Origin of the sequence: Halorubrum ezzemoulense (genome assembly GCF_004126515.1) — an archaeon.
In the GTDB taxonomy this organism is placed as follows: Archaea; Halobacteriota; Halobacteria; order Halobacteriales; family Haloferacaceae; genus Halorubrum; species Halorubrum ezzemoulense.
This window is the reverse complement of the sequence record NZ_CP034940.1, coordinates 499,888-515,693: the sequence shown is the minus strand read 5'-3', so window position 1 is coordinate 515,693 and position 15,806 is coordinate 499,888. Positions and strand designations below refer to the sequence as shown.

11 protein-coding genes and 2 pseudogenes are annotated in these 15,806 nt (G+C 63.9%); 5 read left to right on the top strand and 8 right to left on the bottom strand.

Going from position 1 to position 15,806, the window contains the following annotated elements; all coding sequences use genetic code 11:
• Nucleotides 1-53: 53 nt before the first annotated feature.
• The 5 genes from EO776_RS02515 to EO776_RS02495 all read right to left on the bottom strand — a co-directional run bounded on the left by EO776_RS02515 (nucleotide 54) and on the right by EO776_RS02495 (nucleotide 6,832).
• Nucleotides 54-1,097, bottom strand: a complete 1,044-nt coding sequence (locus EO776_RS02515) for a DUF7139 domain-containing protein (RefSeq protein ID WP_094580391.1) — start codon at nucleotides 1,095-1,097, stop codon at nucleotides 54-56.
• Between the two features lie 126 nt (nucleotides 1,098-1,223).
• The gene (locus tag EO776_RS02510; RefSeq protein ID WP_099288892.1) at nucleotides 1,224-2,285 is read right to left on the bottom strand and encodes a phosphotransacetylase family protein; all 1,062 of its coding nucleotides are present in this window, start codon (nucleotides 2,283-2,285) and stop codon (nucleotides 1,224-1,226) included.
• A complete protein-coding gene (locus EO776_RS02505; RefSeq protein ID WP_099288891.1) occupies nucleotides 2,278-4,440 on the bottom strand; it encodes an acetate--CoA ligase family protein in 2,163 nt (720 codons plus the stop codon). The genes EO776_RS02510 and EO776_RS02505 overlap by 8 nt, the downstream gene beginning before the upstream one ends.
• A gap of 89 nt (nucleotides 4,441-4,529) precedes the next feature.
• Nucleotides 4,530-6,311, bottom strand: a complete 1,782-nt coding sequence (locus EO776_RS02500; RefSeq protein ID WP_129452352.1) for a PAS domain-containing sensor histidine kinase — start codon at nucleotides 6,309-6,311, stop codon at nucleotides 4,530-4,532.
• 134 nt (nucleotides 6,312-6,445) lie between these two features.
• Complete coding sequence (locus tag EO776_RS02495) at nucleotides 6,446-6,832, bottom strand: winged helix-turn-helix domain-containing protein (RefSeq protein WP_129452351.1); 387 nt, start codon at nucleotides 6,830-6,832, stop codon at nucleotides 6,446-6,448.
• Nucleotides 6,833-6,946: 114 nt separating this feature from the next.
• Between EO776_RS02495 and EO776_RS02490 the strand changes: the two genes are divergently transcribed.
• The 3 genes from EO776_RS02490 to EO776_RS02485 all read left to right on the top strand — a co-directional run bounded on the left by EO776_RS02490 (nucleotide 6,947) and on the right by EO776_RS02485 (nucleotide 8,396).
• A complete protein-coding gene (locus tag EO776_RS02490) occupies nucleotides 6,947-7,582 on the top strand; it encodes a helix-turn-helix domain-containing protein (protein ID WP_094520102.1) in 636 nt (211 codons plus the stop codon).
• A gap of 74 nt (nucleotides 7,583-7,656) precedes the next feature.
• Nucleotides 7,657-7,815, top strand: a complete 159-nt coding sequence (locus tag EO776_RS18835; RefSeq protein WP_007345024.1) for a DUF7560 family zinc ribbon protein — start codon at nucleotides 7,657-7,659, stop codon at nucleotides 7,813-7,815.
• A 125-nt stretch (nucleotides 7,816-7,940) separates the two neighbouring features.
• Nucleotides 7,941-8,396, top strand: a complete 456-nt coding sequence (locus tag EO776_RS02485; protein ID WP_049931352.1) for a pyridoxamine 5'-phosphate oxidase family protein — start codon at nucleotides 7,941-7,943, stop codon at nucleotides 8,394-8,396.
• Between the two features lie 348 nt (nucleotides 8,397-8,744).
• Here EO776_RS02485 and EO776_RS19725 read toward each other — a convergent pair.
• From EO776_RS19725 to EO776_RS02470, 3 genes and pseudogenes are all read right to left on the bottom strand, one after another.
• Nucleotides 8,745-8,825, bottom strand: a pseudogene (locus EO776_RS19725) (zinc ribbon domain-containing protein); the annotation flags it as partial.
• A 530-nt stretch (nucleotides 8,826-9,355) separates the two neighbouring features.
• A complete protein-coding gene (locus EO776_RS02475) occupies nucleotides 9,356-11,827 on the bottom strand; it encodes an efflux RND transporter permease subunit (RefSeq protein WP_094580385.1) in 2,472 nt (823 codons plus the stop codon).
• A 3-nt stretch (nucleotides 11,828-11,830) separates the two neighbouring features.
• A complete protein-coding gene (locus EO776_RS02470) occupies nucleotides 11,831-13,462 on the bottom strand; it encodes a COG1361 S-layer family protein (RefSeq protein ID WP_394346123.1) in 1,632 nt (543 codons plus the stop codon).
• A 202-nt stretch (nucleotides 13,463-13,664) separates the two neighbouring features.
• Between EO776_RS02470 and EO776_RS02465 the strand changes: the two genes are divergently transcribed.
• Together EO776_RS02465 and EO776_RS02460 are read left to right on the top strand one after the other, a co-directional pair.
• Nucleotides 13,665-14,369: a TetR/AcrR family transcriptional regulator gene (locus tag EO776_RS02465; protein WP_099288888.1), complete on the top strand. Its 705-nt coding sequence runs from the start codon at nucleotides 13,665-13,667 to the stop codon at nucleotides 14,367-14,369.
• A 135-nt stretch (nucleotides 14,370-14,504) separates the two neighbouring features.
• Nucleotides 14,505-15,650: pseudogene (locus EO776_RS02460) on the top strand (ISH3 family transposase).
• Nucleotides 15,651-15,806: the final 156 nt, after the last annotated feature.

The window sequence follows — 15,806 nt, the reverse complement described above, 5'->3', positions numbered from 1 at the left end:
CCCGACCCGACCGTCTCTCGGTGTCGCCAGCGCGCTCGCGACGACGTGGCAGACTATCGCGGCGTCCAATCGTCGCAGGCTTCCATGTCGTCCATCAGCTCGTCGTAGTGGCCGCAGTAGGGGCGCATCCCGTCGTCGGTCCGGACGTAGTCGAACTCCGCGCAGTTGCCGCAGTAGGCGTCTCCGGGCCCCTCACGCGCGGCAGGAGAGCCGGGCGAGGGCGCGGACTCCGGCGTGGTCGGGGACTCCGGCCCGTCCGTCGGCCCCGCGTCGTCCAGCGGCGAGGTGATGTCGCTGTCGGCGCTGCCGCCGTCGCTCACGCCCGGCGACCCGGGGACGGAGCGACCGCTCGCCCCGGAGCGCCCCCCGCTACTTGTTCGTCCCGGACGGTCCGAGCGCTCGGCGCCGCTCGGCGTTCCGGACGAGTTCCCTCCAGAAGGCGGGCTCGAACGCGACGGCGCGGCGCCCGGGGAGTCACTCTCGGCGTCGTCGGGGCGGTTTGTCTGCGTCTCGATCTCGCCGTCGGGGGTCCCGCCGAGGAGGCCGACGCCGCCGCGGCTCCCGAGCTGGTCGCGGGAGACCTCGACGACCTTCGTCTCGCCCTTATGGGTCACCTCCATCGTGACGGTGCCGCCGGGGTCGTTGCGGGTCTTGAAGTTGGCGACGCCGACGAAAACGCTCCACAGCGTCGTCGCGGCGCCGAGGAAGTAGACGCCGGCGGTGGGGAGGGTGAGGTTGGTCAGCTCCGGGCGCGGGCCGCCGACCCACTGCTGGGGGTACGCGTGCGCGAACAGCGCCACGCCGAGGCACATGACGGCCGCGCCGACGACGGCCGCGGCGTAGGTGTTGCGGTCGGCCGGGAGGACCGCCATCACGCCGAGCAACACGAGGGGAACGCCGACGCCGCCGAGGATTCCGCCGAGCTCCCGGGCCGCGCCGGAGCTGTAGCCCGCCGGCACCGCCACCTCCGCCGCCACGAGGATGCCCGCGACGACGAGCAGCGCGCCCGCGGCGAACGCCCCCACGCCGAGGTACAGCCGTCGCGGGTCGACCCCGGAGCGTCCCCGTCCGCCGTACGCCTCCGAGAGACTGGTCATGGGTGGGGTACGTCGTCCACCCTGAAAACAGTACGTCAGACGATCACCCGCGGAAGCGGGCGAGGGCGCGGACCGCGAGCGATCGCGGCTCGCGGAGCGGTCGGAGTCGGGGAGCCGCGCCCGCCGTCAGACGAGCGCGTCGACGTCGACGTGGTCGCCGAGCAGCTCCGCCATCCGGTCGACCGTGCGGACGTCGCGCGTGCGGCCGCCGCGGACGACCTCCTCGGCCCGGTCGATGGCGGTGACCGTGTCCGTGTTCACGGCGAGGACGGGCGTGCCGGCGTCGGCGGCCTTGCCCAGCACCGCGCCGGAGGGGCGGTGCCCGCCGGTGAGGACGAGGCAGGCCACGCCGGAGGCGTCGAGCGCCGCGGTCTGGACGTCCGCGCGGTCGCCGCCGGTGATGACGGCGGCGTCGCGGGCGCGCCGGAAGTAGCGGAGCGCCTCGTCGCCGCCCATCGCGCCGACGAGGAAGCGCTCGACGAAGGCGTCGGTCGGCGCGTCGGTGAGGAGCTCGGCACCGAGCTCGTCCGCGAGCTCGCCGACCGTGACGCCCGCGAGCTCCTTCTCGTACGGGAGCGCGCCGAACACGGTGACCCCCTTCGATTCGAGGAACGGGATGCCGTCCTGATCGAGCGACTCGAAGGCGTCGTCGGACACCTTGTTGAACACGACGCCGGCGAGGCGGTCGCCGAACGCGTCGGCGGCCGCCAGCACGTCGTCTAAGTCGTTCGGCGAGCCGTACTCGGCGACGAGCACGACGTTCGCGTCGAGCAGCTCCGCCACGTCGACGTCGGTGAGGTCGACGACGCCGCCGGTGGTCCAGCTGCCGCCGCCCTCGACGAACACCTGGTCGTGGTCGGCCGCGATGTCGTCGTACTCCTCGCGAATGCGGTCGCGCAGGGCCTCGGAGTCCTCGGTGCCGCGGATGGCGCCCTCGACGAACGTCGGCGAGTAGACGACGGGCTCCATCTGGTGCATCTCGGCGTCCAAGCCGAGCACCTCGCGGGCGAGCATCGGGTCTTGGTCGAGCGTCTTCCCGACGTTCGACTGGAGCCGGGTCCCCTTCGGTTTCATGTAGCCGACGCTGCTGTCCTGGTCGGCGGCGAGCCGCGCTAAGGCGACGGTGATCGCTGTCTTTCCGGCGCTGTCTCCGGTCGCGGTGACGAGTGTGGTGGGTGTGTCAGTCATTGGTGGGTTCCTCCGCGTCGAGCGGCTGTTGTTCGGTCTCCGCCGGATCGAGCTCCTGCGGGTCGACGGTGAGTCTCACGTCGACGGCGGCGGCGTTCGTGCCGCCGTCGCCGTCGGGCAGTGCGACGAGGGGGTTGATGTCGAGTTCGAGGATGGCCGGGAAGTCAGTGACTAGCTGCGAGAGCCGGCCGATCGTGTCGATCACGGCGTCGACGTCGACCGGGTCGCGGCCGCGGGCGCCCCGGAGCAGGGGCGCCGACTGGATCTCCTCGGTCATCTCCCGCGCTTCGGGCTCGGAGACGGGCGCGACGCGGAAGGTGGTATCCTCCATCACCTCCACGAAGATGCCGCCCAGCCCGAACATCAGCAGCGGGCCGAACTGCGGGTCGCGGTTCATCCCGACGATGGTCTCGACGCCGTCGTCGAGGTCAACCATCTCCTGAACCTGGACGCCGAGGACGGTCGCGTCCGGCTGGTAGTTGCGGGCGCGGGTGATCAGGTCCTCGTAGGTGTCGGCCACGTCGTCGTTCGCGACGCCGACGGCGACGCCGCCGATGTCGGACTTGTGGAGGATGTCCGGCGAGACGATCTTCATCACCACGTCGCCGTCGACTCCCTCGGCGACCTCGCGGGCGCGCTCGGGCGAGTCGACGATGGCGCCGTCGGGTGTGGGAATGCCGTACGCGTCGAGCAGTTCCATCGCCTCGACGCCCAAGCGGTTGTCGTCGCGGTCGCGCACCGCTCCGAGGATCTCGCGGGCGCGCTCGCGGTCGACGTCGAACGACATCGGGTCGGCGTACTCGCGCGCCTTGATGTCGCGGTAGGTGGCGAGCGTCGCGAGACTGTCGATAGCGCGCGCAGGATCGAAGTAGCAGGGGATCCCCCGCGCCTGAAGCTGCTGTTTCGGCTCGCGGGTGCGGTCGCCGCCCATCAGGCAGGCGGCGACGGGCGCGTCCATCTCGTCGCTCACGTCGGTGATCGCGTCCGCGAGCTCGTCGAAGTCGATCGTCGCGGTCGGCGCGGCCAACACGAGGGCGGCGCCGACGTTGTCGTCGGTGACCGTGATCTCCAACGCCTCTCGGAACCGGTCGACGTCGGCGTCGCCGATCACGTCGACCGGGTTGTGGATGTTCGCCTCGTCGGGCATCGACTCGGCGAGCGCGTCGCTCGTCTCGCTCGTGAACGACGCCATGTCGAGGTCGGCGTCGCCGACCGCGTCGGTCGCCATCACGCCGGGGCCGCCGGCGTTCGTGACGATGGCGACGCTGTCGGTGTCGGGGAGGGGCTGACTGCCCAAGATCCCCGCGGCGTCGAACAACTCGTCGACCGACTCCGCGCGGATCACGCCTGCCTGATCGAGCCCCGCCTCGTACGCCTTGTCGGAGCCGGCGAGCGTGCCGGTGTGCGAGGAGGCGGCCTGCGCGCCGGCACTTGTGCGCCCCGACTTCACCGCGACGATCGGGGTGTCCTGCGAGGTCTCGCGGGCGGTCTCGATGAACTCGCGGCCGTCCTCGATCCCCTCGAGGTAGCCGATGATCACGTCGGTCTCCTCGTCGTCACCCCAGTGGTCGACGAAGTCCGTCTCGTCTAAGACGGCCTTGTTGCCGAGCGAGACGACATCCTTGAATCCGATCCCGTTGTCGTTGGCCCAGTCGAGGACCGCGGTGACGAACGCGCCCGACTGGCTCATGAAGGAGAGCCCGCCGGGGAGCGCGTTCTCGGGGCCGAACGTGGCGTTCATCCCCGAGGGCGTCGACATGATCCCCAGGCTGTTTGGGCCGACGAGGTTGAGGTCGTACTCGTCGGCTAGCTCCGCGAGGCGACGCTCCCTCGCCGCTCCGTCCTCTCCGGTCTCCCCGAACCCGGCGGTGATCACGACGACGTTGCGGACCCCCGCCTCCCCGCACGCCTCGATGGCGTCCAACACGATCGAGGGGGGGACGACGACGACCGCGACATCGGCGTCAGCGTCGGCGACGTCGTCGACACAGGGCGTGTCGAGCACCGCGTCGTAGTTCGGGTTGACGGGGACCGTGTCGCCGTCGAAGTCGTCGAGGAGATTCGACGTGACGGCGCGGCCGACGGCCCCTTCGCGGGCGGTCGCGCCGACGACGGCGACCCGGTCCGGGTCGAACAGCTCGTTGAGCGTACCCATCAACCCGGGAGTACGCGAAGCGACGGCTTAAGATCGGTGGGATGTTCTTCGGAATCGGAGTCAACGGTGAACGATCGATCGGGTTTCGGTCAACCGTTCGTCGATCCCGGCGGTGAGTCGGGGGGGCCGTCGAGATCCGCGGCAGTCTCGGACGCGGAGAGGCCGGAGTCAATCGGCTCCGAGCCGGTGGGCTCCGGATCGGCCGACTCCGCGCCGCCGGCTTCGGATTCGGGCTGGGTGGTCCCGGCGTCGGAGGGGGGCGACTCGGCGGTCTCGGCGTCAGCCGAGGGCGACTCGGCGACCTCAACATCGGACGGTGGCGAACTGACGATCGGCGTCATCTCCCCCGCGTCCGGTCCGGCTGGCGTCGGGCGGGCGTCCGGCGCGACCGGATGGGTCCGATCCACCGTCGAGTCGCCGGGGTCACAGTCGGCGTCGGGGACACAGATCGTCACCTCGTTGCCGTCGGCGCCGGCGTCGAACGCCAAGTCGCCGCCGGACCGATCGGCGATCCAGTAGACGAGCCACAGCCCCATCCCGCCGGTGTGTCTGAGGTCGTCCATCTTCCACCGGTCGGTGATCGGGTCCCGCTCGGCCGGGGGGATCGGCGGCGCGTTGTCGCGGACCGCGATCTTGACCCGGTCGACGGGCGCGGTGACCTCGATCTCGACGCTCGGCGCCGCCTCGGCGTGTTCGATCGCGTTCTCGATCAGTTCGGCGATCGCGTAGTCGAGCTCGGGGTGCGTGAACGCCCGCACGTCGCCGGGGCAGGAGACCGATATCTCCGCGGTCGGACTTGACCGGTCGTCGACGGCGTCCGCCACCGCGCTCTCGACGAGCGGCGCGACCCGGAGGGGTTGCGGGTGTTCGTGGTGGCGGAGGAGGTCGATCACGCCGCGCTGTTTCTCGGCGGTCGTCAACAGGTCGTCGGCGACCCGGCGAACCGTCTCCGCGTGGTCGATCAGGTCGGCGGCGAGTTCGGCTAGGTCGAGCTCATCGGGAACGATACCACGTTCCTCGGTCGCCGTCGCGCTGACGGCGTCTTCGACGCGGTCGGCGATGCGCTCCGCGGTGCCGTCGACGATGTTCATGTCGTTGCGGATCGTGTGTCGGAGGAGGTTGTCCATCACCGTGAGCTGACGCTTGCGGCGGTACTCGTCCGTGACATCGCGGGCGAAACCGGTGACGGCGACGACCTCGCCGTCCTCCCACACGGGGCGCGAGGGCACCCTGACCCAGGTGGTCCGCCCGTCGGCTGGCCCGATCCGGTAGTCGAGGTTCGTCGGCTCGCCGTCGGAGAGCCGCTCCATCGCGTCCTCGACGGCCGGACGGTCGTCGGGGTGAACCGCGGCGAGGAACATCTCCGGGCGCCGTTCGAGCGCGTCCGGCTCGATCCCGAACACGGATTCGAGCGCGCCGTTGACGAACAACAGGTCCTCCCAGTCGGCGCTGAACATCCAGAGCACGTCCGGCGACGTCGACGCGATCGTCTCCAAGCGCCGGCGCGACTCGACCTCAAGGGTGACGTCGCGCGAACTCAGCGCGTAGCCGTCGAGGCCGGTCTCCGACGGCGGGAACACGCGGGTGCGAAACCACACCCAGTCGCCGTCGGCGGTCGCGTAGCGGTACTCCAGCGGCGATTCCGGGGCGGTTCCGTCGGCGACGAGGGCCTCGAACGCCGTTCGAACGCGGTCGGCGTCGTCGGGGTGAATCAGGTCGAAGGCGTCGGTCCCGACGAGCGCGTCGGGGTCGAACCCGAGCAACTCGCGGGTGGCCGCGTTGAGGTACCGGAACCGGCCCTTCTCGTCGATCACCGCGACCTTGTCCTGCGCGAGGTCGACGAGGGTTTCGGGTTCCGGTGAGCGAGACATACGGAACACCTTCGAGAACTGGCGTATAAGCGTGGCCGTATGATTATCAGGTTCGAAAACGATCGTCGACGAACCGCCGGGCGAGCGCGCCCTGATCGCACCTCCGGGAGGCCGGTCCGTCGCGCCGCGGCAGATCAGTCGGCCGAGACGCCGGGGGCGTTGAGCGCGGCGGCAAGCGGGTCGGCCCCCTCGTCGTCGACCGCGAGCGAGACGCCGTCGTCGCCGAACTCGATCGCGGCCTCGGCGGCGTCGCGGACGTACTCGGCGGCGTGGTCGCCGTCCGGGTCGAACCGAACCCCCTCGGCGAGCAGCGGCGTCTCGCTCAGCAGCTCGACCTTCCGGTAGGCGGTCGAGAGCGCGATGTCACAGTCGTCGGCGAATTCGCTCGTCGTCTTCGGCGTCGCCGCGGCGGCGAGGATCGCCCGACAGTCGGCGTCGGCGAGCGCCTCGAACGTCGCGTCGAGCGCCGCGTCTCCCTCGGTCGTCGTCGTGGCGTCGGTCGTGCGCGGGGGGCGTTTCATACCTGTACGTTACGGCTACAGCCTCCCGAACTGTGGCCCCTCATATGCGGGGGGTTTTATACCCGACCGCGCGCCCGCCAACGTTTTTGCCCGGCGCGGGCACGGACTAACGAGATGGGATCGGGAATCCGGGCGGAGGTCTCGCTGCCGACCGCGGCGGCCTCGCCGTTCGACGGCGTCGTCGACGGAACGACGCCCGTCACGGGCGTCACGCGGTGTACGCCCGCCGACGACCGCGAGCGAGTGGTCGTGGAGTTCATCGCGGACGCGGACCTCTCGGTCGCCGAGGGAGTCGAAGTGGTCTTCGACTACGGCGGCCGAGCGGCCTACCGGTTCGAGGCGGCTGTCGACCCGGACTCGCCGTTCGCCGTCCTCGACCGCCACGAGACGCCCGTCTCGGAGGCGGTGGTCCGCGACGGGCGGCTGCGCGTCACCTTCCACGCGAGCGACTTGCCGACACTGCGGTCGGTGTTGGAGGCGTTCCGCGACGCGTGTCCGGAGATGGAGGTGAAGCGCCTGCTCCAGTCGTCGACGACGCCGACGGAGTCGGACTTGGTGACCGTCGACCGGAGCGAACTGACGGAGCGCCAGCGCGAGGTGCTCGAAGCCGCCTACGAGGCGGGGTACTTCGACCACCCGAAGGGCGCCAACGCCAGCGAGGTCGCGGAGTCGCTTGGCATCGGTCGGTCGACGTTCACCGAGCACGTCGCCGCCGCCCAGCGGAAGCTGTTCCGGTCGCTGCTTGACTAAGGATCGATTATCACATTCCGACGCCGCGAGAATCCGAGGTCCGTTTGATGGGCATGGGGAGCGTACGCACGGGTATGACGGGGCGATCCACCCACACCTTCGTCTGCCCGGAGTGTCGGCGCTCGATCGAGGTGGACGACGCGATGCGGGCGACGCTACTCGAGACGGGCTGTGTCGTCTGCGGGGCGCCGGTCACCGAGGAAGACATCGGCGAGGCGCCGACGATCAGCTGAACGGAGTCGGCCGGCGACCGCCGCAGAGCCTCCGCCGTCGTCCGCACCACCGAGACGCCTCTCCGCTGTCCCCGCGCTGCGCGCCGTCTCGTTCCCTTTATCAACTCGTGGGAAGAAGGTTCGATATGCCGACGAACAGCGAGGTCGAGATGTCGTCGACCGAGGTGGACGCACACCTGTCTCGCCACGAGACGGGCGTTCTCGCGCTCGCGCGCGACGACGCGCCGTACGCGATCCCGATCTCCTACGGGTACGACGCGGACGAGCGCGCGTTGTACCTCCGGCTGGTGTCGACGCCCGACAGCGAAAAGCGCGAGTTCCTCGCGTCGACGCCGCGGGCCCGCGTAGTCGTCTACGAGGACGAAGACGACGAGTACGCCAGCGTCGTCGGCGTCGGCACCCTCGAACGCGTCGATGTCGACGAGCTCACCCCCGAAACGATCTCACAGTACGGTGAGACGCAGCGTCCCCTCTTCGAGATCTGGGCCGACGACAAGCCGGACCTCGACATCGAACTCTACCGCTTTGCGCCCCAAGAACTGACCGGACGGAGGGTCGTTGTCGAGCGCGACGAGGCGTAGGGATTTTTCCGATTAGGTTTGTATTTAATCCAAACTAATTTTTCTGCCGTCTCATGGGAAGCGAATAAGTCAGGCTGTTTGACACCCTCCCCGCGCTGAAGCGCAAAGATCCCCACGGCACCGCACCACTGGGTTGGGATATTGTAGTTTACCTGAATTGAGGCGCTGAGGCCCCTTCCTCAACGAACGAGCGAAGCGAGTGAGTAGAGAGGGGATACAGTGTTCACAAGAGCAGCTCTTGTGTGCGGACGAGACGCAAGAGCGTGGCATTCAGCGTGGACTCCCGTTTTAACTGCCCAAGGTAGTAGGCGAGGATCCGCCATTCACATTCAACGCCTCGCTGTCCAATCACACGCCTACGGATGCGCCTCTATGCCTAGACTTTTGCTGGTCGCAGAGGTACTTCAGCCCGATATCCTTCACCGCATTATTTCACTACTCGATCAAAACGAAAGGTGTCGACGACGCACCCGGACCGATGCCAAGTCAGGTAACCGTACACACTAGTACAGATCCCAGAGTAGCATCGCCGACAACAACCGGTGACTCTTGCTGGATAGATAGCTACCTGTCCAAGCAACAATTCGACTAGAATTACATGTCGAAAATATACTGACCATCCGTCTTCAGTTAATGCTCACAGTAATACGCAGTGGGTTCGTTTTCTTCCCCTATTCGACACCTTCACGCCAGCTACACGGAGAAAATAGCATTGATGGGGGATGCGTATCGCTCGATAGTTGGACCATCAGATTCTGAACTGTATATTCTCCCATGCTTAATACCATTGGGCATAATTCACTATAGAATATTACCACCGGGCTTAACTAAAGACGGATGATATACTGACTTCTTCCCAACCCTACTCAATCACCGCTGACACGGTTCTCCTCTTGAGGGTGAAGGGTTTGTTTCTATAGCTTACTTTGTAAAATTATAATACTGGCAAATATTGAATCTCACCCAGAGACAGACAGGTTGATCCCTTCCCATATCCCGTGATAGTGCTCCCACAACAACACTGCTGGAGGAAGCGCGATCACTGTGAATACGAAAGAGTATACCACGCTCAGCGCCATCAAAAGGCCGAAGTCCCCAAGCACGGGTGTGATGGCGAGCGCGAGCGCGCCCGTCCCGAGCGAAGTGGTGAGCATGCTTCCGAGCAGGGCGCCTCCCGTCCCCGAGAGCGTGATAATCATCGACTCGTAAGCGTCGGCGCCGGCGTTGTACTCATCGATGAACCGATGAGTGGCGTGTACTGAGTACGCAATTCCGAGCCCAATGGAAATCGATAGAATTGTGCCGGTCAGTGCGTTCAGTGATATCCCGAGATATCGCATTGTCCCAAGTAAGAATGCGATTGCGATTAAGATCGGGAAGAGATTCGCTATTCCGAGGAGCGGCTTGCTCTCCAATACGGCGTAGGCAATAACGAGGAACAATCCTGTTAACCCAATTGCGATGATTAGTCCCTGAATCGAAGAATTGAAGATGATATCAGTCACGGCATCAAATACGACGATCTGACCGGTGGCGGTCGTCTTGTACCGGAACTCTTCAGCGAACTCCCGAGTGTCGGCCGCGGCCTCAGCCTGTGAAGCCCCGGAGTCGATCGCATAGTCGACCTGCGCACTCCGTCGATCCGGCGTGAGGTACTGCTCAGCCCGATCGCCGGACGACGAGGCGAACAGCACGTCGTAGATGCGGTCGAGATTCTGGTCGGGAATTCCGTTTCCGTCGATATCGTTGCGGGCAACCAGTTTGGCAAACTCCGGATTCTGTTCGGCATGCGATTGAATCACAGTCACAATACTTGTTGGCTGGGCGCTCCCGCCGTCACCGACTGCGAGTGAGCCTGATGCATCGTCGTTTGGGTCCGCGAGAGCCTCAAGCGCATGGCCCTCTTCGAAGTTCCCTTCGACGTACAACTTCACTGTTTGGTCCTGATTGGTCGAGAACCGATCTTCAAGCAGGTTCAACGTCTCAGTGACGGTGTACTCACTCGGTGCGAACGGCTCAGGGAGGCCGGTCACATAGTCCGGTTGCTCCTCCGGGGGAAGGAAGTCCTCAGTCTCGAAAGAGGTGTCGACGCCGCTGCCGTACGCTGCGGCCATCCCCCCCGTCACGAGCAGCACGACCACGAACGCGATTGGCGCGTACCGACTGACCTGTGCCGGGAACGTCAAGAATTTTCCAAGTGTTGAGTCCTCCGAAGAGATCGGAGCCGAGTTGAATTCTGGGACTCCGTACTGCTCTCGCAGTCTGTCGACGACCAGTTTTGCTGCCGGCAGAAACAACCCGAAGATCAGGAAAGTGAAGGTAATCCCGACCGCCGAGGCGATTCCCAAGTTTCGGATCGGCGTGAGGTCAGAGATTACGTTTGCCCCAAATCCGAACACAGTGGTCACAGTGACAATTATGAACGCGATCATCAGTTGGTTATTCGCCTCACGCATCGCCTCTGTCGCCTCGTACCCCTTGACGGTCTCCTCGCGATAGCGGTTGATAATGTGGATTCCGAAGTCGACCCCGACCGCAAGCAACAGCACAGGAACGGTAATCATCTGTTGGTTAAATGGGATTCCAGAGAATCCGAGGAACCCAAACGTCCAGATGATGGTCATCAGAAGCGACAGCAGCCCGAGCCCGAGGTCGATCGGGTCACGGTAGGCGACGACCAGGAACAAAAGCAGCAACAGCACAACGACAGGCATTACGATGGTGAGCGAATCACCGATGACGTTGGCCGTCTCGGCGTTCGTCACGCCGCTGCCGAACGCCGTGAGATCCCCTGGCTGATCAGCCGCAATCGATCGGATCGTCGTTTGAACCTCTTGGAGGTCCCCATCCGAGAACCCTCCCGGCACGTCGTGTGAGATGACCGTAATCGACGCGCTTGCGCTCACGCTCGCCGGATTGAAATCTGTCGCGAGCGTCCCCGTAAACCGCGGATTTTCTGAGAGGCTGCGAACGACCTGTCTGACTCGGGTCGCACTCGTCGACTCCAGGACGCGCCGCTGTTCGGCTGCCGTGGTCGCCGACGGGTCGATTGTCTGTGCGACGACTGTGGCCGGGCCGTTGGCCGAGGCTACCCGGAGGTCGTCTCGTGACTCAACCTCCTCTAAGACCCGGAGGTCTCTGAGTAACGCCTCTTTTGTCAAAACGTTACTTCCCGAGTGGATGAGTTGTGTGGACTCATCATCGGATTCGAATGGATCTTCGAATTCTTCGTTAACCGCGTCAAGTGCCTGCTGTTCCTCGAGACCATCGGTGAACGAATCGGTGGCCTCAGTGTCCGTGCTGACAAGGCCTATCCCGCCGGTAAACACCAGCGTGAGAACAAGGAATATGATGATGACTCGGCGCGGGCTGTCGACGATGGCGTCGTTAAGTCGCCGTGTCCACGCCTCGATCCGCTCGCCGAGAGACATCGGTTACTGCCGCCTCCGGTAGACGACAAGCGCCCCCGTCCCAACGACAAGCAGCGCGACAATGATAACTGGCAGCGGCAGTCCGCCGCCCTCACTCTCGATCACGTCTATCGGGACACGGTAGGTGTCTGTCAGTTGGCTGTCTCCGTCCGCGTCATCGTACCGGAAGTCAAGCGAGATTGGGTACGTGCTACCCGGCGTTGCAGAGCCTGTAGTAGTCAACTCGAAAGTCATCGTGGTGGTTTCCCCGGAGTCGAGTGATTGGACGTATCCCGTGTCGGTATCACCTGTATCGAGCGGATCGTCGGCGAACAACCGTGCCTCGACGTCGCTGGCAGTCTCGTTGAGATTATTCGTTACGGTGACATCGACGGTACGAGTCCCGTCTGACTGGATAGTGCGGTTCTCGACCGCAACGTCGAAACGGTCGCGCTCAGGGGCAATCTCAGCGTCGACGACGAGGTCTTCGAAGGCCCGCAACTCATCTTCACCGTTTCGGTACTGGACTGCCATATCGAGCGAGCGCAGGCCGGACTCGGCCTCGCCACTAATCGAGATTGGCAGTGTGAAGTTCGCGGATTCACCGGAATCAAGCGTCCCTACAGCGGTCGACCGCTCTGCCGGGATCACGCTCTGGGAATTGCCGGCGTACTGAACAACAACGCTACGGGCCGGGACAGGGCCGTCGTTGCGAACGGTGCCGACCAGTTCGCCGTCCTCGGCGACGCGAAGCTGTGACTCCACGTTAGTGAATGCGAACTCCTGTTCGGCAAGCGGGAGGATCCCGAGTGAGAGCCCATCATCGGTGCGGGTGATCCCGTCTGGGTCTTCGAATTGTACGGAACCGGAGAGCGTGTACTGCTGGACTGGTAGATCGGACGCGACGCCCACATCGTATGCGACAGATGTCGTCTCGCCGGGTTCGATCTCCTCGATCCGAACAGTGTTGGACTGACCATCACTCACTGTGACACTATTACTTTGCGTCCCAAAAGTCACGTCAGCATTATGCGCCGTCTCCGCGCCGACATTCTCAATCGTCGCCTCAACGGTGCCGCTGTCACCGATCTGCGCGTCGCTGTCGATGTCAACGACTTGGAACCGGGCGTCGTCGCGCACGCGGACTTCGACGTCGCGGGAGATCGTTACGGTTCGGCTCTCGCCGGAGGATATGTAGCCGTAGGTGAGATCTAGATCTAGCGAGTATGTTCCGGGCTCGACGCCCTGCGGCACGTTCAGACTCACCGGTAGTTCACCGGGGGCGCTTGTCGTCACGCTGCCGATCGATGTCTCGCCCGACTCGACAGATAGTGGACCACTCGCCTCAACCTCGGCGCGGACGTTGCGCGCCGTAGTGACAAGATCGCTGTTCGCAGCGTTCCCGAACCGGAGGTCTCCGTCGTTGGCGATCTGGAGGGAGATCTGGTTGGTCCGGCCGGGGACGAGGTTCGGGTTCGGCGCGAACACGTCAAGATCAGGAGACCCACCGATGTTCGAGGCCTGTGCGGGCGCGCTAACGCCGATGCTAGGTGCGGCGTCGGAGCCGGTTAGCTCGGCGCCGACAGCACCGATGCCGAGACCATTAGTGAGGAGAAGCACACTCACAAGCACAACGGATAGGGGGCGAGTCCGCATGCGCTACCGCACCTCGATAGTCGTGGTGTTTGTACTCCGGGATCGGGGGAATTCCGTTGCGGGACTATTCGGCGAGAAGTGGCGAGCTCGTTGCACACTCACTACTTCACCCGAGAACCAATAAACATTTTGTTCGTGGACTCTCGTATCTCGGCATGGAGCGAAAAAACGAAGCTATCGCAGCTGACGCGAGGAAGCAATAATGGCGCGCTTTACCGATGAAGATCGCGAGCGTATCCGCGAAGAGTTGATCGAGGCGGGCCACAAACTTTTCGCGCAGTTCGGTTTCGATCGAACGCGTGTGAATGATATTACCGAAGAGGTGGGAATCGGTACTAGTACGTTCTACCAGTTTTTTGACTCGAAAGAGCAACTGTATCTTGTTGTGCTGGTCTCTGAGCGCGATCAGTTATTTGAACAACTCGAAGCAGTCATCGGTGAGGTGGAGACACCACAGGCGGAAGCTGAAATGATCCTGCGGACGACACTTAAACAAGTCCGATCGAACCCTCTTATTCGGAGGCTGTTTGTGGAGGGTGAGATACGGCGGATCGATGAGCAGTTGAATGGAACAAACTATGATGATGCTACCAGTACAGGGGACAACAATAACACGGGCACGATTAGTAAAAGCGATAGTGACAACAAACCCGACACAGGTGCCGAAGCAGATTTCCGCGTGTTACCGCAGCCGGAAGCATGGGTTGCGCGCGATGATGTCCGGATAGACGATCCGGACATCGTACGAGGACTCCTACGGTCGCTGCTGTTCGTCACGCAAGCACAGAACACACCGATCGTCCTGAACGAGACCTATGATGAGGTTGAGGAGGCACTAATCGACACGGTTATCACGGGATTGTTCGCAGATGAATCGATGACTTCTTGTGACGATCACAGCGGGTGAACTACCCCACCCTGCTCGCTCACGGCTGACGCCGTTCGCTCCTTGATAATGTTCAAGCAAGTCATTTGCCAATAGCCGTTGTTACAGACTCAGTCGGTCACATCGGGTCAGAGAGAGTATCTGCTTTGGGAAAGTGTGGAACAACCCGAAGCAGACAGTGAGATAGAGGAAGAGCACCTGTTTAATTTTGTCGTCAACAGCCTCAACGAAGAGCTTGCGATAGATCTCGACGAGAACGTCAAGGTCACGACAGAGATGTTGTACGAGGTCCTCGCCGGCGCCAGCGCCGGCGGGACCTCGATCAATCACGTCTGCGAAACGACCGAAGACTCGCCACACACCAACACCGTCCGAGGACATCTCACCGAGCAGTTCGAACTTGACGCCGTTGAGGCGGTTGGTGACACGCTACTTCAACGAGATACGCTTGAGACGCTTCCAGATCGACCGGTGGAGGTCTGTGTAGACCTCCACCTCGACCCCTACTACGGCGATGAAGATGAAACAGAAGCGCTGTACTCCTCACAGGCGAAACGGAGAACGACGACGTTTTACGCGTACGCGACGCTATACATGCGGGTTCGCAACAAGCGGTACACGCTGGCGGTTCGCCAGCTTGTCGCTGGCGACACCACCAGCGACGTCCTTGGTGAGTTTCTCGAGCTCCTCGACGGCCTTGACCTCGGCGTCAAGGCCGTCTATCTCGATCGCGGATTCTACAACGGCACCTGTCTTGGGCTGTTGTCCACGCACAACTACGCCTACATGATGCCGATCGTCAAGTGGAGTGAAACGATCCAAGACGAACTCAGCAGAGGCTGGAGCCGCGAGATCGAACACGAACTCGCCGGCAAGGTAACGTTCCCTGTGTTCATCGACTGCGTCTACCAACAGGGACGATACGATGAACACGGGGTGGCGCGTCATGGCTACGCCGCTGACGCGCCGTTTATCGACACGTCACGGGATGCCCGGGAGCACTACAGCGAGCGCTTCGGCATCGAGTCGAACTACCGATTAGCCAAGCAGAGTCTCGCATTCACCGGTTCTCAGGACGCTGGGCTACGGCTGGTGATGTTTGTGGTGAGCCTACTGCTCCAGAATAGCTGGCGGTATCTACACTGGCGGTACGTGGCGGCGCCCCCCGCGGCGGGGCGCCGCCTCTGGCAGTGGTCGTTCACGGAGTTCTGTGAGATGGTGTTGCGGGCCGCTTAGACAGCGCTTGGTGTGCGTAGGACTGTTCCAGCGAACCAACCACTCGACGACCGGTTCTTCCGGTAGCTGTCCACCGGTCCGGACAGCAGTTGTGAATGGGGACGCTGTCGCGTCGGCGGCAGTCTGCCGCCGACAGCGACGGTCCACCCCGAAGGCTAAGCTCACCGGCACTTCGAAGACACTCCACGATCAGTCCAATCTGGTTCACCGCCATTAGGCAAG